Annotated in this window: 16 protein-coding genes; 3 read left to right on the top strand and 13 right to left on the bottom strand. The window is 38.8% G+C overall.

Features of this window, described 5'->3' with window-relative positions; translation table 11 throughout:
* Positions 1–4: 4 nt before the first annotated feature.
* The 11 genes from IGI58_RS15625 to IGI58_RS15575 all read right to left on the bottom strand — a co-directional run bounded on the left by IGI58_RS15625 (position 5) and on the right by IGI58_RS15575 (position 11339).
* Positions 5–1021: an NAD-dependent epimerase/dehydratase family protein gene (locus IGI58_RS15625; protein WP_429952656.1), complete on the bottom strand. Its 1017-nt coding sequence runs from the start codon at positions 1019–1021 to the stop codon at positions 5–7.
* 118 nt (positions 1022–1139) lie between these two features.
* A complete protein-coding gene (locus tag IGI58_RS15620; RefSeq protein ID WP_087639885.1) occupies positions 1140–2987 on the bottom strand; it encodes an ABC transporter ATP-binding protein in 1848 nt (615 codons plus the stop codon).
* A gap of 13 nt (positions 2988–3000) precedes the next feature.
* Positions 3001–5382, bottom strand: a complete 2382-nt coding sequence (locus IGI58_RS15615; RefSeq protein WP_429952657.1) for an ATP-binding cassette domain-containing protein — start codon at positions 5380–5382, stop codon at positions 3001–3003.
* On the bottom strand, positions 5382–5828 hold the full coding sequence (locus tag IGI58_RS15610) for a MarR family winged helix-turn-helix transcriptional regulator (protein ID WP_087639883.1): 447 nt from the start codon (positions 5826–5828) through the stop codon (positions 5382–5384). Before IGI58_RS15610 ends, IGI58_RS15615 begins: the two co-directional genes overlap by 1 nt.
* A 167-nt stretch (positions 5829–5995) precedes the next feature.
* Positions 5996–6829, bottom strand: a complete 834-nt coding sequence (msrA, locus tag IGI58_RS15605) for a peptide-methionine (S)-S-oxide reductase MsrA (RefSeq protein ID WP_429952659.1) — start codon at positions 6827–6829, stop codon at positions 5996–5998.
* A 208-nt stretch (positions 6830–7037) separates the two neighbouring features.
* Positions 7038–7754 (bottom strand): GntR family transcriptional regulator, encoded by a 717-nt coding sequence (locus IGI58_RS15600; protein ID WP_429952660.1) that lies wholly within the window; start codon positions 7752–7754, stop codon positions 7038–7040.
* A 40-nt stretch (positions 7755–7794) separates the two neighbouring features.
* Complete coding sequence (locus IGI58_RS15595; RefSeq protein WP_429952661.1) at positions 7795–8706, bottom strand: type I phosphomannose isomerase catalytic subunit; 912 nt, start codon at positions 8704–8706, stop codon at positions 7795–7797.
* Between the two features lie 15 nt (positions 8707–8721).
* Positions 8722–9540, bottom strand: a complete 819-nt coding sequence (locus IGI58_RS15590) for a PTS system mannose/fructose/sorbose family transporter subunit IID (RefSeq protein WP_087639879.1) — start codon at positions 9538–9540, stop codon at positions 8722–8724.
* A 15-nt stretch (positions 9541–9555) separates the two neighbouring features.
* Complete coding sequence (locus IGI58_RS15585; protein ID WP_429952662.1) at positions 9556–10389, bottom strand: PTS mannose/fructose/sorbose/N-acetylgalactosamine transporter subunit IIC; 834 nt, start codon at positions 10387–10389, stop codon at positions 9556–9558.
* A gap of 27 nt (positions 10390–10416) precedes the next feature.
* Positions 10417–10908 (bottom strand): PTS system mannose/fructose/N-acetylgalactosamine-transporter subunit IIB, encoded by a 492-nt coding sequence (locus IGI58_RS15580; RefSeq protein ID WP_087639877.1) that lies wholly within the window; start codon positions 10906–10908, stop codon positions 10417–10419.
* Positions 10909–10922: 14 nt separating this feature from the next.
* Positions 10923–11339 carry a PTS sugar transporter subunit IIA gene (locus tag IGI58_RS15575; RefSeq protein WP_429952663.1) on the bottom strand — a complete coding sequence of 139 codons (417 nt, stop codon included), beginning with the start codon at positions 11337–11339 and terminating at the stop codon, positions 10923–10925.
* Positions 11340–11499: 160 nt separating this feature from the next.
* On the opposite strand from IGI58_RS15575, the gene deoC reads away from it, so the two are divergent.
* Entirely contained in the window at positions 11500–12210 is a 711-nt protein-coding gene (deoC, locus tag IGI58_RS15570; protein ID WP_429952664.1) for a deoxyribose-phosphate aldolase, read from the top strand.
* Positions 12211–12300: 90 nt separating this feature from the next.
* On the opposite strand, the gene IGI58_RS15565 is transcribed toward deoC, so the two are convergent.
* Both IGI58_RS15565 and IGI58_RS15560 read right to left on the bottom strand, forming a co-directional pair.
* Positions 12301–14322, bottom strand: coding sequence for a hypothetical protein (locus tag IGI58_RS15565; protein WP_429952665.1), 2022 nt, complete (start codon positions 14320–14322; stop codon positions 12301–12303).
* A gap of 15 nt (positions 14323–14337) precedes the next feature.
* On the bottom strand, positions 14338–15570 hold the full coding sequence (locus IGI58_RS15560) for an RtcB family protein (protein WP_429952666.1): 1233 nt from the start codon (positions 15568–15570) through the stop codon (positions 14338–14340).
* Positions 15571–15726: 156 nt separating this feature from the next.
* On the opposite strand from IGI58_RS15560, the gene IGI58_RS15555 reads away from it, so the two are divergent.
* Together IGI58_RS15555 and IGI58_RS15550 are read left to right on the top strand one after the other, a co-directional pair.
* Positions 15727–16968, top strand: coding sequence for a hypothetical protein (locus IGI58_RS15555; RefSeq protein WP_429952667.1), 1242 nt, complete (start codon positions 15727–15729; stop codon positions 16966–16968).
* Positions 16961–17944: a WYL domain-containing protein gene (locus IGI58_RS15550; RefSeq protein WP_429952668.1), complete on the top strand. Its 984-nt coding sequence runs from the start codon at positions 16961–16963 to the stop codon at positions 17942–17944. Before IGI58_RS15555 ends, IGI58_RS15550 begins: the two co-directional genes overlap by 8 nt.
* Positions 17945–18007: the final 63 nt, after the last annotated feature.

The raw sequence follows: 18007 nt of genomic DNA, 5'->3' as shown, positions 1-18007 counted from the left end.
TTTTTCACCTATCCAATTTCATTTTATAGTCCGTAATATATTTTTGAATTCCTTCATCGACCGTCATGATCGGTGTATAGCCTAATCGCTCCTTTGCCGCACTGATATCTAGTGTTTGACTATAAGCCAAAATACTCACAGTATACCTTGTCAAAAGCGGTTCTTTATTCCGCTTCAAGCCATAGTAGATACCTTCTAACATGCCTGCAAAACGATAGATCAGCTGTGCGTTCAATTTACGATAGTGGACTTCTTCTCCCAAAAGATCAAAAATCCGTTCAATCAATAGTTTAAAAGGCATCGGTTCTCCATTGGTGATATTAAAAATGCTTCCTTGAATGTCTGCTTTTTCAACACAAAGCCGTAAAGCATACGCCACATTTTCGACGCAAGTGATGTCCATAATATTTCCTTGTCCCTTTCGGAATAAAGGAATACCTATCTTATTATTTACTTCCATCAATCGAGGAAAAATACTAGTATCGCCGATACCAAATAAACCTCTAGGTCGAACGATAACTAATTCGATTTGTTCTTGATAAGTTAGCAGTAGTTGTTCAGCTTCAATTTTTGTCTGGATATAATAATTCAAGTAAGACTGCTTAGACAAGTCTTTGAATGGATCAAGCTCTTTGATATCAAAATCATCTCTGCATTTTGCATAGACACTTGGTGAAGATACAAAAACAAAGCGCGGAATGTGAGCTGCAATCGAAGCTTCTATCACAGTTTTTGTCACCATTACATTTGCTTCATAAAAAGCAGTATAAGGTCCATAAACAGTTGACAGTGCAGCGCAATGAATGCAAGCCGATACACTCTTCGGCCAAACCTTCAGCACTTGTTCTCGATTCGATAAATCCAATTGCAAAGCAGTTACACCATATTTTCCCACCAACATCGCCAATTGTTTGCTATTTCTACCAACCGCAATCACATCGTAATCTTGGGCAACTAGCTCCTGTATCACATACTCTCCTAAAAAGCCTGTTGCACCTGTAACGATTATTTTTTCTTTCACTGGTTCCTCCTTAAGTGTTTCTTTTGGTTTAAACTTGATAAGTCCTTCTTCATTTTACCATAATTAAAAAAGCTAGAAACGACCTCTTAAAGATCATTTCTAACTTTCTTTTTACTATCTAGTTTTCGTCTGCTAAATCCTCAAACTGGGAATTGTAAAGCGACGCATAGTAGCCACCTTCAGCAAGTAATTCATCATGTGTTCCTTGCTCTTTGATGTCTCCGTCTTGCATATAAAGGATCTTATCTGCATCTTTGATCGTAGATAAACGGTGAGCGATAACAAATGACGTACGTCCAGCCATTAAATTATTCATCGCCTCTTGGATCAATCCTTCTGTTCGTGTATCAACAGAAGAAGTTGCTTCGTCTAGAATCAAGATCGGTTTGTCAGCTAAAATAGCACGGGCGATCGTCAATAATTGTTTTTGACCTTGAGATATATTAGAAGACTCTTCATTCAATTCCATATTGTAGCCGCCAGGCAATGTTTGGATAAAATGATGGACATGGGCCGCTTTCGCAGCAGCGTAGACTTCTTCATCCGTTGCTTCAAGACGACCATACCGAAGATTTTCCATGATAGTTCCTTTGAATAACCAAGTATCTTGTAAAACCATTCCGATATTCTTACGTAGATCGGCACGATTGAAATCTTTGATATTGTGGCCATCGATCTTGATTGCACCAGAATTGACATCGTAAAAACGCATCAGCAATTTGACCATTGTTGTTTTCCCTGCACCCGTTGGACCAACGATCGCAACTGTCTGTCCTGGTTCCACATGGGAACTGAAGTCATGGATAACGATTTTATCTGGTGTATAACCAAATTGTACATGGTCAAAGTCGACCATTCCTTCGGCTTTATCGATTTTAACTGGATTTGGTACCGTTTGATCTTCTTCTTCCTCACCAAGAAATTCGAAGACACGTTCAGCAGCTGCCGCCATTGATTGAAGCATATTAGACACTTGCGCTAATTGAGCGATCGGCTGTGTTAAGTTACGTACATATTGGATGAACGCTTGGATATCCCCAACTGTGATCGAACCATTATATGCCATGATCCCACCAACGATCGCAACTGCAACATACCCTAAGTTTCCGACAAAGTTCATGATCGGCTGCATCAAACCTGAAAGAAATTGTGATTTCCAAGCTGATTTGAATAGCACATCATTTTGCTCTTTAAATTCATTCAAAGAGTTTTCTTCATCATTGAACAAACGCACGATATTGTAACCACCGATCGTTTCTTCGACTTTACCATTGATCACACCAAGATATTCTTGTTGTGTTTTAAAGTATTTTTGTGAGTTTTTTACAACGATCATGATCAAAATAAAGGAAATCGGTACGATCAAAATCGCAATTCCTGTCATTTTAACTGAGATCGAAAGCATCATCACGATAACTCCAATGATGGTGAAGACAGATGTGATCAGTTGTGTGATCGATTGGTTCAATGATTGTCCTAATGTATCCACGTCATTTGTGATACGAGATAAAACTTCCCCAGTCGTCCGACTTTCAAAATAGTTCATCGGCATACGATTGATTTTCTCTGATATTTCTTTTCTCATGCGGTAGGTGATTTTTTGCGAAATCGTCGACATGATCCAGCCTTGGATGATCCCGAATAACGATGCAACAAGGTATAAACCTAGCATGAATAATAGGATACCACCGATTTTTTCAAAATCGATACCACCGGTTCCTTGATATTTCTTGATTAAACCATTAAATAATTCTGTGATTGCTTTGGATAAAATTTTTGGTCCCCAAATATTGAATACGGTTGAGGCGATCGCAAAGATCATCACAAAGAATACAGGAATTTTATAGGCACCGATATACGACACTAATTTCTTGATCGTTCCTTTGAAATCTTTTGCTTTTTCTACTGGAGCAATTTGTCCAGGACCACCGCCGCGACGAGGGCGGTTTTGTTTTTCTTCTGCCATTATTTGCTCCTCCTTACTCCGCTTCTTCTATGCCTAATTCAGCATTGCTTAATTGTGACTGAGCGATTTCTTGATATACTTTTGATGATTTCATCAGTTCTTCATGCGTTCCTTGATCAACGATACGTCCTTCATTTAACACGATAATGTTATCTGCATGAAGGATCGTTGAAATTTTTTGAGCAACAATGATCTGCGTTACATCTTTGATATTTTCAGACAAAGCCTTACGTAAAGCAACATCAGTTTTATTATCAAGTGCTGAAAATGAGTCATCAAAAATCAAGATCTTAGGATTTTTAGCTAGAGCACGAGCAATGGACAAACGTTGTTTTTGACCACCGGAAACATTCGTTCCACCTTGAGAAATCTCACGGCTGTAGCCTTTTTCATTCGAATCGATAAATTCTTCTGCTTGTGCAATTTGAGCTGCTTTTTTCATTTGTTCATCTGAAATATCTGCATCTCCAAATTTGATGTTTGACGCGATATCACCTGAGAAAAGTACCCCTTTTTGAGGAACAAATCCAATGATTTCATGTAGTTTATGCAAGGACATTTCCCGAATATCGATGCCATCGATTGTGATTCGTCCACCTGTGACGTCGAATAATCTAGGAATCAAATTGATGACCGTTGATTTACCAGATCCTGTTGACCCGATCAATGCGGTCGTTTGCCCTGGTTTTGCCACAAAATTGATATGATGTAAGACATCCTCATCGGCATCGCCATATCTAAATTGAACAGCTTCGAATTTCACTTCACCATTGAATTCATGGTCGTCTTTTGGTTGTTTTGGATCTTCGATCGTCGGTACGGTCTCAAGAACTTCTTCCACACGGCCTGCTGCTACATTTGCACGAGGAAGAATGATCGATACCATCGACAACATCATGAAGGCCATAACGATTTGCATTGTATAGGTGATGAAGGCCATCATGTCCCCAACTTGAAGTTGGCCCATATCCATATTATGACCACCGACCCAAACGATCAAGACAGAAATCCCATTCATCAATAGCATCATTACCGGCATCATGATCGACATTGCGCGGTTGACAAATAATTGAGTTTTCATTAAATCTGTATTTGCACGGTCAAAACGTTTTTCTTCAAATTTCTCACGCGAAAATGCCCGAATAACAGGTAGTCCAGTGATGATTTCACGAGAAACTAAGTTCACTCTATCCACCAAGTTTTGTAACGCCTTAAACTTAGGCATCGTTGTTGCTAATAAGGTTAGAACTAAAACCAATACCGCGCCGACCGCTACTCCAACGATCCAGCCCATACCAGTTCCTGTTCGGTAGACTTGGTAGATCCCGCCAATACCAAGGATCGGTGCATATAATACGATACGCATGATCATGACGATCCCCATCTGCATTTGTTGGATGTCATTAGTATTACGAGTGATCAATGATGCTGGTGAGAATTTTTCCATTTCTGTATTGGAGAATTGTAATGTTTTTTCATATTGTCCCACACGTAAATTTCGTCCGACAGACGCTGCCACGATCGAAGCGATCAAACCAACAATAATTGCAGCGACAGCAGAAATCAATGTTAATAAGATCATTTTTGAGCCAGTTTTAATAATATAATCCGTTTGAATTTGTTGTGTGTCCATATTCAACGCCTTATATTCAGCTAACGTTAATTGGATCCCCACCGTTCTAAGCGAATTTGCTCCAAGATCACCTAAGTTATCTTCTGTTTTCTTTCTAGCAGCCTCCACTTTTGCGGGCATTTCATCCGTTCTTGTTTGTAAGGAATCTGCAAGCTTCTGTGCTTCAGCCCCTTTTTCCTGTGCTTGCGCTGCTAAAGATTGAGCTTCACTGACATTGGCTGCCGCAGTAGCGGCATCTGTTGCACTTGCTGCAGCTTCGCCAGCTGCTTTTGCTTGTTCGCCTAATGCCTTAGCCTCTGCTCCTAACTTTTGGGCTTTTTCAGCATCGTTTCCGATTGCTTTATAGTCTTCGATGATTGCTTTGGCTTCACTTGCACTTTTAGAATCCTTTGCTTGAGAAGATGCTAACATCATCATAGGCAGATCAAAGACCTTAGCAAGCTTTTCTTTTGTCATTCCTTCTTGCAGATCTAGTTTATAAATGTCTACTTTTTCACCATCGATTTTTTGAGTTGTTTCTTTGTAGTTGTCCTCAATGGTTTTCTTTTCATCTTCAGTCATGAACATTTCAATTCCCTGAAGAGTTGATTTTCTGATTTTTTCAGGCGTAGAGTTTTCAAGCCCTCCTTGTTGAATACCGATATCAACAATGTCGGATGTTAAGTTTGGTAAGCTTAGATCACTATTGGCTTGTACAACTAAAAGCACAAGAACTGCGATGACCGCATACCAGTATTTGCCTAGATATTTAAAAATCTTCACTATTGGTCACCTTCCTCTTTCAGAGATAATTTTTGGGCGCAGTCAACAAATTTCGCAACGAGTTCAATGAACAGTACTGTATCGTCTTCGCCCATCATTTTGAAAATTTGAACGACTTTATCACGCATTTGCTTTTTCTCTTGTTTAGCCGCTTTCTTGCCGCACTCCGTCAAAGTAACATTGATTCTTCTACGGTCATTTGGGTCCATATTACGCTCGATCAGTCCCTTTTTTTCTAAACTTCCTAAAACAACAGCAATTCGGGCACTAGATAAATTCAGTGATTCCGCTAAATGCTTCGGGCTAGTGGGTTCACCATGTTTATAGAGAAATTTGATGACGATATTTTCACCTTGATTACTCTTTTCAAACTTGCTGAAGGCACTATTACGGTTCTCCACCATCAAACGAATAAGCTCTTGTTCAGCTTCCTCTGCGAATGACATATGACTCCTCCTTCTTTTAAAATAATCACTTTCACCGTTAATAGCTAACAGTGTTAGTAATTAATACTGTTCGATATTAACGCATATAGGTTTTATTGTCAATAGTCTTACAAGAAACAAAAAAATAAATACGTTTTCATTTTAATTCAAGGAAATTATCGACAAATTCAATTGCGTTTTCTATTTTTTTTACGTTGAATTTTATTTTTAAGCTGTTGATATTTCATAAGATTTTGACGAGCACGCTTCATTTTTCTATATCGTTTGGGCTGTTTCTTATAAAATTCTTGATGATAATTTTCTGCAGGCCAAAATTCCGTTGCTGACTGAATTTCTGTCACAATCGGCTCTTTGTATTTTCCAGAAGCTTCAAGTGCCTCCTTTGATTGTTCAGCAATCTGTCGTTGTTGCGCATTCTGAACGAAAATGATCGGTCTGTATTGATTTCCGCGATCCTGAAACTGACCAAATGCATCCGTTGGGTCAGAAATTTCCCAGTATAATTCCACTAATTCTCTATAACTGATCATGCGTGTATCAAAAATAATCTCAACTGCTTCTACATGACCTGTACTTCCTCCTATTATTTGATCATAAGTCGGATGTTCAACCGATCCTCCTGTATAGCCAGATAAAACGGAAACGATCCCACGACGTGTTTCAAAAGGCTCGACCATACACCAAAAACAGCCGCCAGCAAAAACAGCACGTTCTTGATGGTCGGCATCTAAAACGATATGTTTTGAAAAGTCATACACCTTTTCTCCAATTGGGTCGTTTGTGATTTTCGAATAAAAGTCAGCTACATCAGGAGTTAGATTGTTTCTCGTATTCAGAGGGCGCAAGGCTGCTTCAAGTTTAGCTAGCTGGTCTTTGAAATTCGCACCAGTTTCTATTTGATTCTTCGCTTCTATCAACTGTACACGTTCCCAATCACGTGTTCCGGGATTTAAAATAAGGTTATAGAGCTCTTTCATTACTTCTTCCTGATTAGTGGTCATCGCAACTTCACCTCTGGTCTTTTAATCGTGAAAAAAAGCATGTATACTAAAATAATGGCACATTGACGTTCAATTGAAATGTAACATATTTTTTTATTCTTATCTAATAAATGATTTTCTAGTATAAAAGAAAACAAAAAATGTGTATGAGATATCACCTACGGCATATCTCATACACATTTTTTACAGTCAAACTATGATTCAAGTGCTATCCATTTTCAGTTATCTCAAACACAAAGGAATTTATATCTCCCCGGTATTTTGAAATCGAATACTCGATCGGTAACTTCCCGTCTGTAAATCCTCGAGTATGGAAATAAAACAGCGGTGCGCCTACCTCAACATCCAATAAATCACTCACTGTATCATCCGCTTGAATCACATCTAGACGACGTGAAACAGTCTTGATCGGAAAGCCTTTTTCTTTAAAGATACTGTAAAGTAAATTTGTAGAAAAATCGACTTCATCAAGTTCCTTAAATAGAAATGCCGGGATGTAGGTAGTTACTAAAACTGTCGGTTTTTCTCCAGCATACCGTAAACGAATCAGCTTATAGACGTCATCACCTTCTAGAATCTCTAAGTTTTCAGCCACTTCTTCATTGGCAGCGTCTTTTTTAAAAGCAATGACTTTCGTCTTTGGAACCAAGCCTTTTCGGCTCATCTCAGAATCGAAACTTTCGATCACTTTGGTAAATTCCTGCTCGATTTTTGGGCGTTTAACGATCGTTCCTCTTTTTTTTCTCTTCTCTAAATAGCCAGCATCCACTAATGTTTGGACCGCCTGTCTTACTGTCGGTCTGCTTACTTGATATTCTTCAGCTAATTCTAATTCTGTTGGGATCAGCTCATTTTCAGCATAGGTTCCATCTTCGATCTTATCTAATAGATCCTGCTCGATTTTTTTGTATAAAGGCAAATTCATAAACTACCTCCTCGCTCATGTATCTTCATTATACAATAAATTAGACAGAAGTCTCGCGCCAATATGCTTTTGGTGTAGCGATCATACATTCAAATGGTGTATCGATCACTAATTGTTCATCGGGCAAAACGATTATACTCTGGCCTTGCTTGATCTCTTGTTCTGCGATTTTAGTTATTCCAGTCAAAACTGTGATCACTTGTGCTAAGGAGTTTTGATTTCGGTAGTTCTTTGCTAAAAGTGCTCTTCTGACAGTAAATTCTTTCACATCAAGGGTTTGTCCTAAGTCAAAATTAGCCTTTAGCACAGTTTGTTGTAATTCTAGTGTTTCAGTCGCTTGTTTTGTATGCAGTTCTCTTTTGATGCCGGAATCATCGGAACGATCATAATCATAAAAACGATATGTGATATCTGTAGACTGCTGAATTTCATAGACTAATGCGCCTTTGGTCAATGCGTGAATGGTTCCAGAAGGAATATACACGATCGATTCTTTCGCCACTGTCGTTTTTCCTAAAATCGTTTCATACTTATTCTCTTGGATCGCTGTCATAAAGGCTTGTTCGGAAGCTGCTGTTTGCCCCGCGATGATCGATCCACTTTTTGGTGATGTCAAAAAGAACCAAGCTTCACTTTTTCCATACGGCTTATTGACTGTTTTTTCAGCATAGTCATCAGTAGGATGCACTTGAATGCTCAAATCCTCATCTGCGCCAGTCATCGAAATGATCAAAGGGTATTCTTCTCCTTCAAGCAAACCAAAGGACTGTGGATTTTCTTGTACCAACTCACGTAATGTCTGTTGTTCCGAAACAACAGGACTATCGATTTCTTCGGTTGCAGATGCAGAATACACAGAACCTATTTTTCCCTCACAGCTTTCTGTTGAATAGGCTTGTAAACGAGGCGTTCCCCAAATTCTTTTTTTGGGAATCGATTTTAATATAAACATGCTTTTTCACCACTCCTAAAAAACGCCGACGGCAACACCGATCGCAGAAATAACCGTCAGTACTAAAATAACTTTTGTTGCTGTCAATTGCTTAGACGTCAATAAGTACCAAGCTAATAATACCATCGCCAACGGTAGTACCTTAGGAAAAATGCCATCCAAGACATCTTGTAAGGCTTGGACTTCTTCGCCCATTGGAATCTTTAGTTTTGTCACGAGCGCAATATTTGAAGCAGCTAAGCCTCCGACAACCATCACACCTAAAATGTTGAAGGCATCTGTGATTCGTTTCGCATTTTCGCCAATAATCACATCAATGGCGTTTACACCTAATTTATACCCATTCATAAACGCAAGGTAAGAAATCAGTACCCCAACTACGCCATACGATAAGATATAAAAGATCGGTCCTAGGGCATTCCCGCCAGAAGCTAAGCCCATACCGATCGACAATAGGATCGGTACGATGATGCCCTGAATGATCGAATCTCCAATTCCTGCTAGGGGTCCCATCAGCGTCGTTTTGATATTGATCGGCATTTCCTCTGGCACATCGCCGCCGATAGCTATCTCTTCTTCTAAAGATGCCACGATCCCATTGATCAGCTGTCCCGTTTGTGGTTCAGTATTATAGAACATTGAATGACGCATCAATAAACGTTTCTTTTTTTCTGGATCATTCTTATAGTATTTTTCAGCAAATGGCAGATAGGAATACGCCCAGGCATGCGCTTGTAATTTTTCATAGCTCATCGAAGAAAGATGGGTGAAGCCCCAACGTTTCCAAATTTGACGTAACTCTTTTTTTGATAAACGCTTCGTTGTTTGTTCCATGTCAGTTCATCCTTTCTAGAATAGATCATCATCTTCAAATACGGTAGAATCAGCCGATTGATTTGTTGCTTTAGGTTGAGCATTAGACGCATTGCCTGTTGCTAAAAAGACGATATAAGCGACAAGTGCTGCTATAAATACTAAAGCGATCATATTCAATCCGGCAAATGCCATTAAAACAAAACCAGCAAAAAAGAAAATCAAGTGCGCCTTTTCTTTGACTACGATGCTCATTAGCATAGCGATTCCTAATGCCGGTAAGACGCCGCCCAAAACAGAAATAATATCCGTTACGACCTGAGGAACGTTTGAAAGAAGCCAATTCACTAATCCTTTTCCTAAAAATATTGCTAAAAATACTGGTACTGCACGCAATAAGAAGGTCGTGATCTGAGGATAAACAACATGGTTCAAAACGATTCCTCGATCATCATTTTTCTCTGCGGCTGTTTGCGCCCGAGTATTCCAAAAAGAATACGCTGCCATTCTAGAATTGTAAAAAATAAGTCCAAATGTTTGCCCGATCAAAATAGCCAAAGTAACTGCAACAGCAGGGTCTTTAGTCGTTGCTAAAGCTAAACCGATGCCGCCATATGCCGCATACGTGATCTCACTGTTCGTTGCTCCCCCAGTGGTTAAATTGGCAATAAAAACGGCTTGAACAGCTAAGCCACAAAGAATTCCCGCCTGCACATCACCAAAAGCGATCCCTACCAGTAATCCTGCAACCAAAGGCCGGCCAACAATGTAAAAGCCGCCCGTCATGCCGAAAAGCCATGGGGTTTCGATCGCACCTAAATAACAAAAAATTCCGGTCAATAATGCTGGCAATAATAATCCTGTATCCATTTTGATTCCCCCTATCTGTTTTTCCCATTACATCCCATCATATTTGGCTTTTAATTGTTTCCAAGGTTTGATTTCATCATCCGGCAACAATTGAAATCCGATTTCGATTCCTTGCTGGTCCATATATTCGAAAGCTTCATAATCTTTTTCATCGATGGCTACTGTTCGTCCTAACACTTTTGCTCCAGCACGAGTATTCATCGGTCCAACATTGAGTTTTTTACCAAAATCAACGCCAAGCTTTACCAATTTCGCAAACGTTTGCGGCGAATTACTGATAAGAAAGAAATCCTTTTGTGAGTTTTTCCCTTTCGGCACACTTTCAACTGCTTGCTCTACGGTATAAATTCCTAATTTCAAGTTCCCAGCCGCTGCCTTCAGTACTTTTTTTCTTAAGTCATCCTGAGCGATATCATCCCCTACAACTAAGATTCCTTGGACAGGTCTTGCTTTGGTCCAGCGTGTCGTTGTTTGTCCATGAATCACTCGGTCATCGATTCTTGCTAGTGTAATTGTCATGTTGTTTTCCTCCTTTAAAAGTCGATCTCATCCTCTTGTTGTGCTAATACCTCAGTACCTTCAACAGAGCTTCTACCCGTATTGACTGCTAGTTCAAATAATTCTTCAAGCTTTCTACCGCTTTGAAGGGCGACACCTGTTTCAATCAACATTGGTAGATTCATCCCTGTCACCACTTTTACTTGCTGTGGATTTGCCAAAAATTCCCGATACGCCTCATTGAAGGGCGTTCCTCCTTTAATATCACACAGAATCAAAAGACCTTCATCAAGATGCATTTGTACAAAGTCCTGCAAACGTTTAGAGAAATCTCCAATCCCATCATCTGTCAAACAAATTGCAGAAATATCACTATTTTCGCCAGCGATCATGACATAGCTTTCCAATAAGCCAGTTGCAAAGGTTCCATGCGAGACAAGTAATAGCTTCATTTTATAACCTCCATTTATGTAATTACATTAATTCTTAACACACCCAAATAGCAACCCCTTACAATTAATATGTCAATAACTTATTTGAATATTTTTTCTCTTGACAAGAAAACCTTTTCGTTTTACACTCATTATGTAATTACATATAGGAGGGATTTACATGTCGAATTATACTATCGATGAGTTAGCACGTTTTATCGATCATACCAACCTGAAGGCTGATGCTACCACCGCAGATATGAGCAAGCTTTGCCAAGAAGCGAAAGACTATCATTTCAAGATGGTCGCTATCAACCAAGTCCAGTCGAAGTTATGCGCTGAATTATTGGCAGGGACGGATATCAATATCGGCGCAGCCATTAGCTTTCCTTTAGGACAAACTTCTAAAGAAGCGAAATTTTTCGAAACAGAGAACGCAATCAAGATCGGTGCCACTGAAATCGATTATGTAGTCAACCTGACTGAGGTCAAAGCTCAAAATTGGCTATATATCGAAGAAGAGATGGAAGGTATCGTTGCGATTTGCCGTAAAAACCACGTGATTTCCAAAGTTATTTTTGAAAATGCTTACCTGACTGATGAAGAAAAAATCAAGCTTAGTGAAATAGCTAAAAAAGTCGAGCCGGATTTCATCAAAACATCGACAGGCTTTGCGCCGACAGGAGCAACTTTCGATGATGTCAAATTGATGAAAAAACGTGTGGGTGATAAAGTGAAGGTCAAAGCGGCCGGTGGAATTCGTGATGCCGAAACGTTTAAAAAGATGATCGCCTGTGGAGCTGAAAGAATCGGAACTAGCGCAGGAATAGAAATTATCGGCGAATTGAAGAAAGAATTAGCTAAAACTGCTAAAGAGACGATTACGATTTAATCGCTCTTACGAAAAAAAGAACAACCGTCTCAATAAAAATAATTGGGACGGTTGTTCTTTTTAAACATTTTTTTATCCTTTTAATCGAAATCAGTCAAATCGATCAATTTTGATCAATCGCTCCATACCATCGATAGAAATTTTTAATAACACATTCCATTCAGCTTCTTTACTAAATCCAAGCCCGCAAGCTGTTGCCATCTCTGCCGCTTTGATCGGTGTCATCGCCGTATAAATTTCTAGAGTCTTTCTTATTTCCCTCAACTCAGGTATCAACATTTCGTTGAAGAAACCACGACCTTTGCCTTGACTCTCATCACGACAGTCCTTTAACAAGAAGAATGTATGATTTCCGCTTTGTTCCCAATTTCTTTCTCCCCAAAGATTGGGTGATTTAGTGATCCCTGTAACTTCCACAAATGCTCCTTGTGTAAGATTCCATGTATCATACTCTCTACTTTGATTACTAGTCAACATTTTGGCTATCTGTCCTTTTTTATAGATGAACTCAAAAGCAGTTTCTTGCGCACCTGTTACACTCAACTCTCCTTGATAAGTATAAACTTGCCCTGCGACTTCCAGCTCTACTTTAAAAGGCGTGCCCCATCCATTGCTCCTATCCCGATAATTATGAACATAAAACCGATAGTTTCCTTCCACACCTTCTCCTTTCGTCCAGCGAATATTTTCAACTGGATACATCGTTTCTCCACGAACATTCATATCAACATCCAGCCAACCATTTGTTTCACGTTTTCGGTTATAGAAAATATGTTTACCAGCCGGTGTCAAGCAATGCAAATCCAAATCCGTACGATTTTCCCAAATGAGCGAACAGCGGATATCATTTTCTTCATATCTGCCACCCGCTTCTTGGACACGACGCTTGATTTCACCATCTACCCCGCCGTGATAATACCAAGAGAATGGATTATCCCATTGGAAAATGCTTTTAGAGTCTGGTATATTCTCCGTCACTAAACTCATCAAACGATTCGTATCATCAACTCTAGCTTCAATTTTATTTACTTGCGGCAGAAGAGTTTCAGAAAACTTTTTCCAGGTCATTGTAGTGATCGGCCAATCAACAATCTTGACCTTTGGGATTTTCGGAATAATCCCACTAAACAATCCCATTTTTTGTTTTTCCACTTTCTTTTCAGGAGAACGCCAAATGAATTCTGGAATCTCATCTAAACGAGCAAAACGACGTTCTAACGCATCTGTTATGCCAAGTTTTTCAACTAATTTTTCTGCTTCGATCAAAGCACCTTCAGTAGGAGCCGATTGCGCACGCATATATTGTGATGGGTCCATTTTATCGTTATAGCGTCGGATCAATTCATCAGTATTTATACCTGCCTGATAATCATCAAGCAAGGTGCCGATCATCGAATTTTTCAAATGGCAATAGCCTGTTTTGGCTTTTGCTATATAACGCCACATCAAACGTTCTCTCACGAGAGCATCTTTTTCTTTCAAAATCACTTGTTGTGCTTCGTCAAACCATGAGATCATACCGATAAATCGTTCACTGCGATAAAGAGCACCTGAGTCGATAAGTGTTTTCATTATAGAAACACTATCTCTAGAATACATGTGTAAGGTAGCTTCAAAAAGTTGAAATTCTGCTTTCTTTTCCGCCATCAGCTGATTGGCTGTTTTCAAAGCAGACTTACTTACATAGTGTTTAGGCAACATCAGTGATAAGTGGCTTCTTTCCCCAGAAAATGGCGTTCCCAGCTGACGCTGATCTGAATAAAAAACTGTTTTGATAGAACTCGCTTCAACCACTTTCTTGAGTTGTGTTACTGCTGCTTTAAAATAATCAGGTACAGTTTCTGGATGCCAAAGTGCAGATTTTATTTGACCATCCTCTGTCAGAATAACTAGATCTCCATACTTTCTAATAAATGCTTTGCAGCAACTACAGTTATACTGTTGTCGACTTGATAGCTCAAGTGATTCCAGATAATGAAGCCACAAATCGTCGGTAAGCGCGACTTTAAACAATGGTTGATTCTCATAAAGCAATTGATGAAATTCTTTTTGCATATTTTCCTCAAGCTGTCTATAATGCTGATTATTATTTGTAAATTCTTGATTTTTCATTTTACTTCCTGCTTTCTATCCTTTGATGACACCTATTGTAGTTAATTTTTTGATAGGCGTGACTAGTTCTTCTTGATTTCCCATCACTTCATCGATATTTTTATACGCAAAACGACTTTCTTCTGCGACATCTGCCTTTTTCACTTTGCCAAGGATAACTTCTCTTTCTTTCAAATCAACGATCACAGATTCAACAGAAATTTCTTCTTTCGCTTTTTTACGTGAATACACACGTCCAGCTCCATGAGAAGATGAATGAAAGCTTTCTGGTTCACCTAATCCTTTTACGATATAGCTCGATGAACCCATTGCTCCAGGAATAATCCCCAACTCACCTTTTCTAGCACGTGTTGCTCCTTTTCGATGTACCCAAACATTTTGACCATAATGATGTTCTAACGCTGCATAGTTATGGTGACAGTTCACACGCATACTGTAATTCACTTCTTTTTCCAAATACTTATCAACAAAATGAGAAAAGATTTCCATTGTTTTTTCAAGCATCTGTTCACGATTCTCATAAGCATAATCCAGCGCTATATTCATCCATTTTAAATACGATTTACCTGTTTCAGTTGCTGTCGGTAAAAAAGGCAATTGATTGCTTTCAGGTACTCGACTATGCCAGATTTCGTTTAAGTTTTTCGCTACTTTATTAAAATGTTGACAAATCTTAGCACCCAAATTTCTACTTCCGGAATGAAGCATGATCCCGATATAGCCCTCATCATCTTGCTGAAACTCGATAAAATGATTGCCTCCGCCCAACGTACCTATTTGATAATACGCATTCTCTAAAATTTCTTTTGCTTCTGGAAGACTTCGATCATCCCTCATATCGATCAATGCTTGGTCGATCACTTTAGAAGATTGCTTTTCTTTATGCAATGCAAAGCCGACTGGTACATCGCGCATCACTTGATTGACGATCAATTTTAAAAGTGGTTGTCTATCATGTTCTACTTTTTGCAAATCAGCGAACAAAATATCCGTTTGAACGTAGCACATCCCACAACCAATATCCATACCAACTGCATTAGGAACGATCACATCTTTTGTCGCTAAAACTCCTCCAATCGGCATCCCGTAGCCATAATGACAATCCGGCATCAAAGCAACCCATTTAAAAACAAATGGTAATTGAGCCAAGTCCAGCGCTTGTTCTAACACATTTTCCTCAAGCGTCCCCTTAGGCAGCCAAACTTTGATCGGTGCAGCATTTTTTGATTTATCATAATGTACAAACATTATTTTCACTCCTTTTTTCGATATGTTTTGTCAGTAATGACTTAACTGAATTCATTGTAAAACACCCCGTTCATTTCAGCCTTAAAAAAATGTTGCGAACTTTGATCAGTGAATTTGCTATAATAAAATGACCAAATAAAAATAGTGAGGAAAAAAATGAGTAGGTCTTTTAATGAGTTGATCAAAGATTTTAATACGATTCGCTCGTATGCCAGAGAATTTTATATCAATGGTTTTAAACATCGAGAGGAATTTCAAGAAAAAAGTTTACGTAGCTATGATAATGAGCGCCGTCGCATAGAAAGCTTCTTAAGCGAATATACTGAATGGGAACAAACTGCCCAAGGGAAAACGATTCGACTTGAACTCAAGCAAGAACCCTTAGACACAAATCCACTCTTTAAATTATGGCAAACAAAAAGTTTCACTAAAAATGATGTTTTTCTTCATTTTACAATTCTAGATTGTTTGACAAGCTATGAGTCATTGTCCCTAACTGAATTGACAGAACTGCTTCACCAAGAGTACTTGAATCATTTTGACGGTGCACCGACACTCTCAGAACTTACCATCCGAAACAAACTGAAAGAATACAGCAGACTAGGTGTCCTTCAAGAGATAGAAAAAGAGAAGCGACTTCATTATCAGTTAGTCGCTCTTCTAAGTTTAGAGAAAAAAATGATTCCTGTTCTGCATTTTTATAAAGAAGTTCTGCCTGGTGGTGTTATTGGCCAATTTTTATTGAATAAGCTAAATCAGAAAACCGAAAATCCGTTTACGTTCAAGCATCACTTTATTGTTCACAGTTTAGATGAGGAAATTGTTTTGACCATTCTTGCTGCAATTACGGAGCACCGCTATATATCTGTTTACCAATATAATGGCAAAGAAGCTGAACTAATACCACTGTCTTTGTATGTTAGCACAGAGACCGGCAGACAATATCTAGTCGGCTTGCTTCACAAAAACTTACTTACTTCGATCAGAATCGACAATATCAAAGAAGTTATTTTGAAAGAACCTGTTGAACAATATTTAGATTTTCAAGAACAGTTTTCTGAGAAGAAAGAGACTTCTTGGAACGGAAGTTTTAATCAAAAACCTTTAAAAAAATTACGCGTATTGCTTCAGATTTTGGAGGGATATGAGGATTATTTGATGACAAGAATCGCTCGCGAACAGCGAATGGGAATTAGCTATCGAATCGATCAAAAGACAGTCGTTTTTGAAATTGAATTGATTGATCTATTTGCTATCAACCCATTTCTCAGAACATTTGTCGGAAGAATCATTTCTATTGAAAGTACAGATAAAGAGTGGGAGACATTATTTATTAACGACTTAAAGGAACTTATTGCCCTATACTCCCCTTCAAAGGAGGTAAAAATAGATGACTGATTTTTTATTTCATGAAATACATGGAATCTATTTTGCTATTGTAAAGGAAATTTTAAATCAGAAGCAAGCATTATCAACAAAAGAACTGGACCGTATCGTTCGAATGAAAGGATTTGACGAGTCTGTGATGCAGCTCCTTCCTTCTTTGCAGAACAAAAATAATCCTTGGTACTTATTATTTGAAAAAGAACCTGATTGCTGGTTTCCAATCACGAAAAATGAGACACCTAGCACATATACGGCTTTAGAACGTCGCTGGCTCAAAACGATAATGAAGGATCCTCGACTTTCATTTTTCTTAGAAGATCATGAGATTTCTGATTTAGATCAGCAACTTAAAGGAATTCAGCCACTTTTCGATTTAAACGCTATCACTTATTATGATCAGTTTAACCAAATCGATTCGATCATTGATCAGAAACAGCAGCAGCGCCATTTTAAATGCTTGATCGAAGCCATTCAGGAAAAAAGGCCTTTGTTGATCGACTATCAACGACATAAAAAAGTATCCAGCAAAATCGGTCTTTTTCTGCCCTTCAAATTAGACTATTCACCCAAGAATAATCTTTTTCGCTTAAAGGCTTGGCGTATCTTACGGACCAGCCGATTTGAAGTAACACTTAATCTTGATCGCATGCTTACAGCCCAGTTAGCTGAAGAAAAAAGAGACTATTTGGCTCTACCGATCACCTCTCGTCGAAAGCAAGCACAAATGACTTGTCAATTGATCGATAAGCGACAAGCGTTAAAACGAAGTATGCTTCATTTTGCTGATTACCACAAAACGACTCGTCGATTGGATGAGTCTCACTATGAATTGACCATTCAATATGATACGAGCGATGAAACAGAGCTGTTGATTCGGATATTGTCATTCGGACCATTTTTGACCGTGACTAGCCCAGATAGTTTTATTATCAAGATCAAAGAACGGATTGAAGCTCAAGCTAAGTTAATGGAAAGCTTTGATCAATAGAGCTAATTAAAACAGAGGAGCTGCACATCAACTGATGATGATCTCCTCTGTTTTAGTTTGTTC

The organism is Enterococcus sp. AZ020 (assembly GCF_050499205.1).
Taxonomy (GTDB): Bacteria; Bacillota; Bacilli; order Lactobacillales; family Enterococcaceae; genus Enterococcus_L; species Enterococcus_L dunnyi.
Note: the sequence above shows the minus strand (reverse complement) of the source record. Positions and strands in the feature narration are given on the sequence as shown.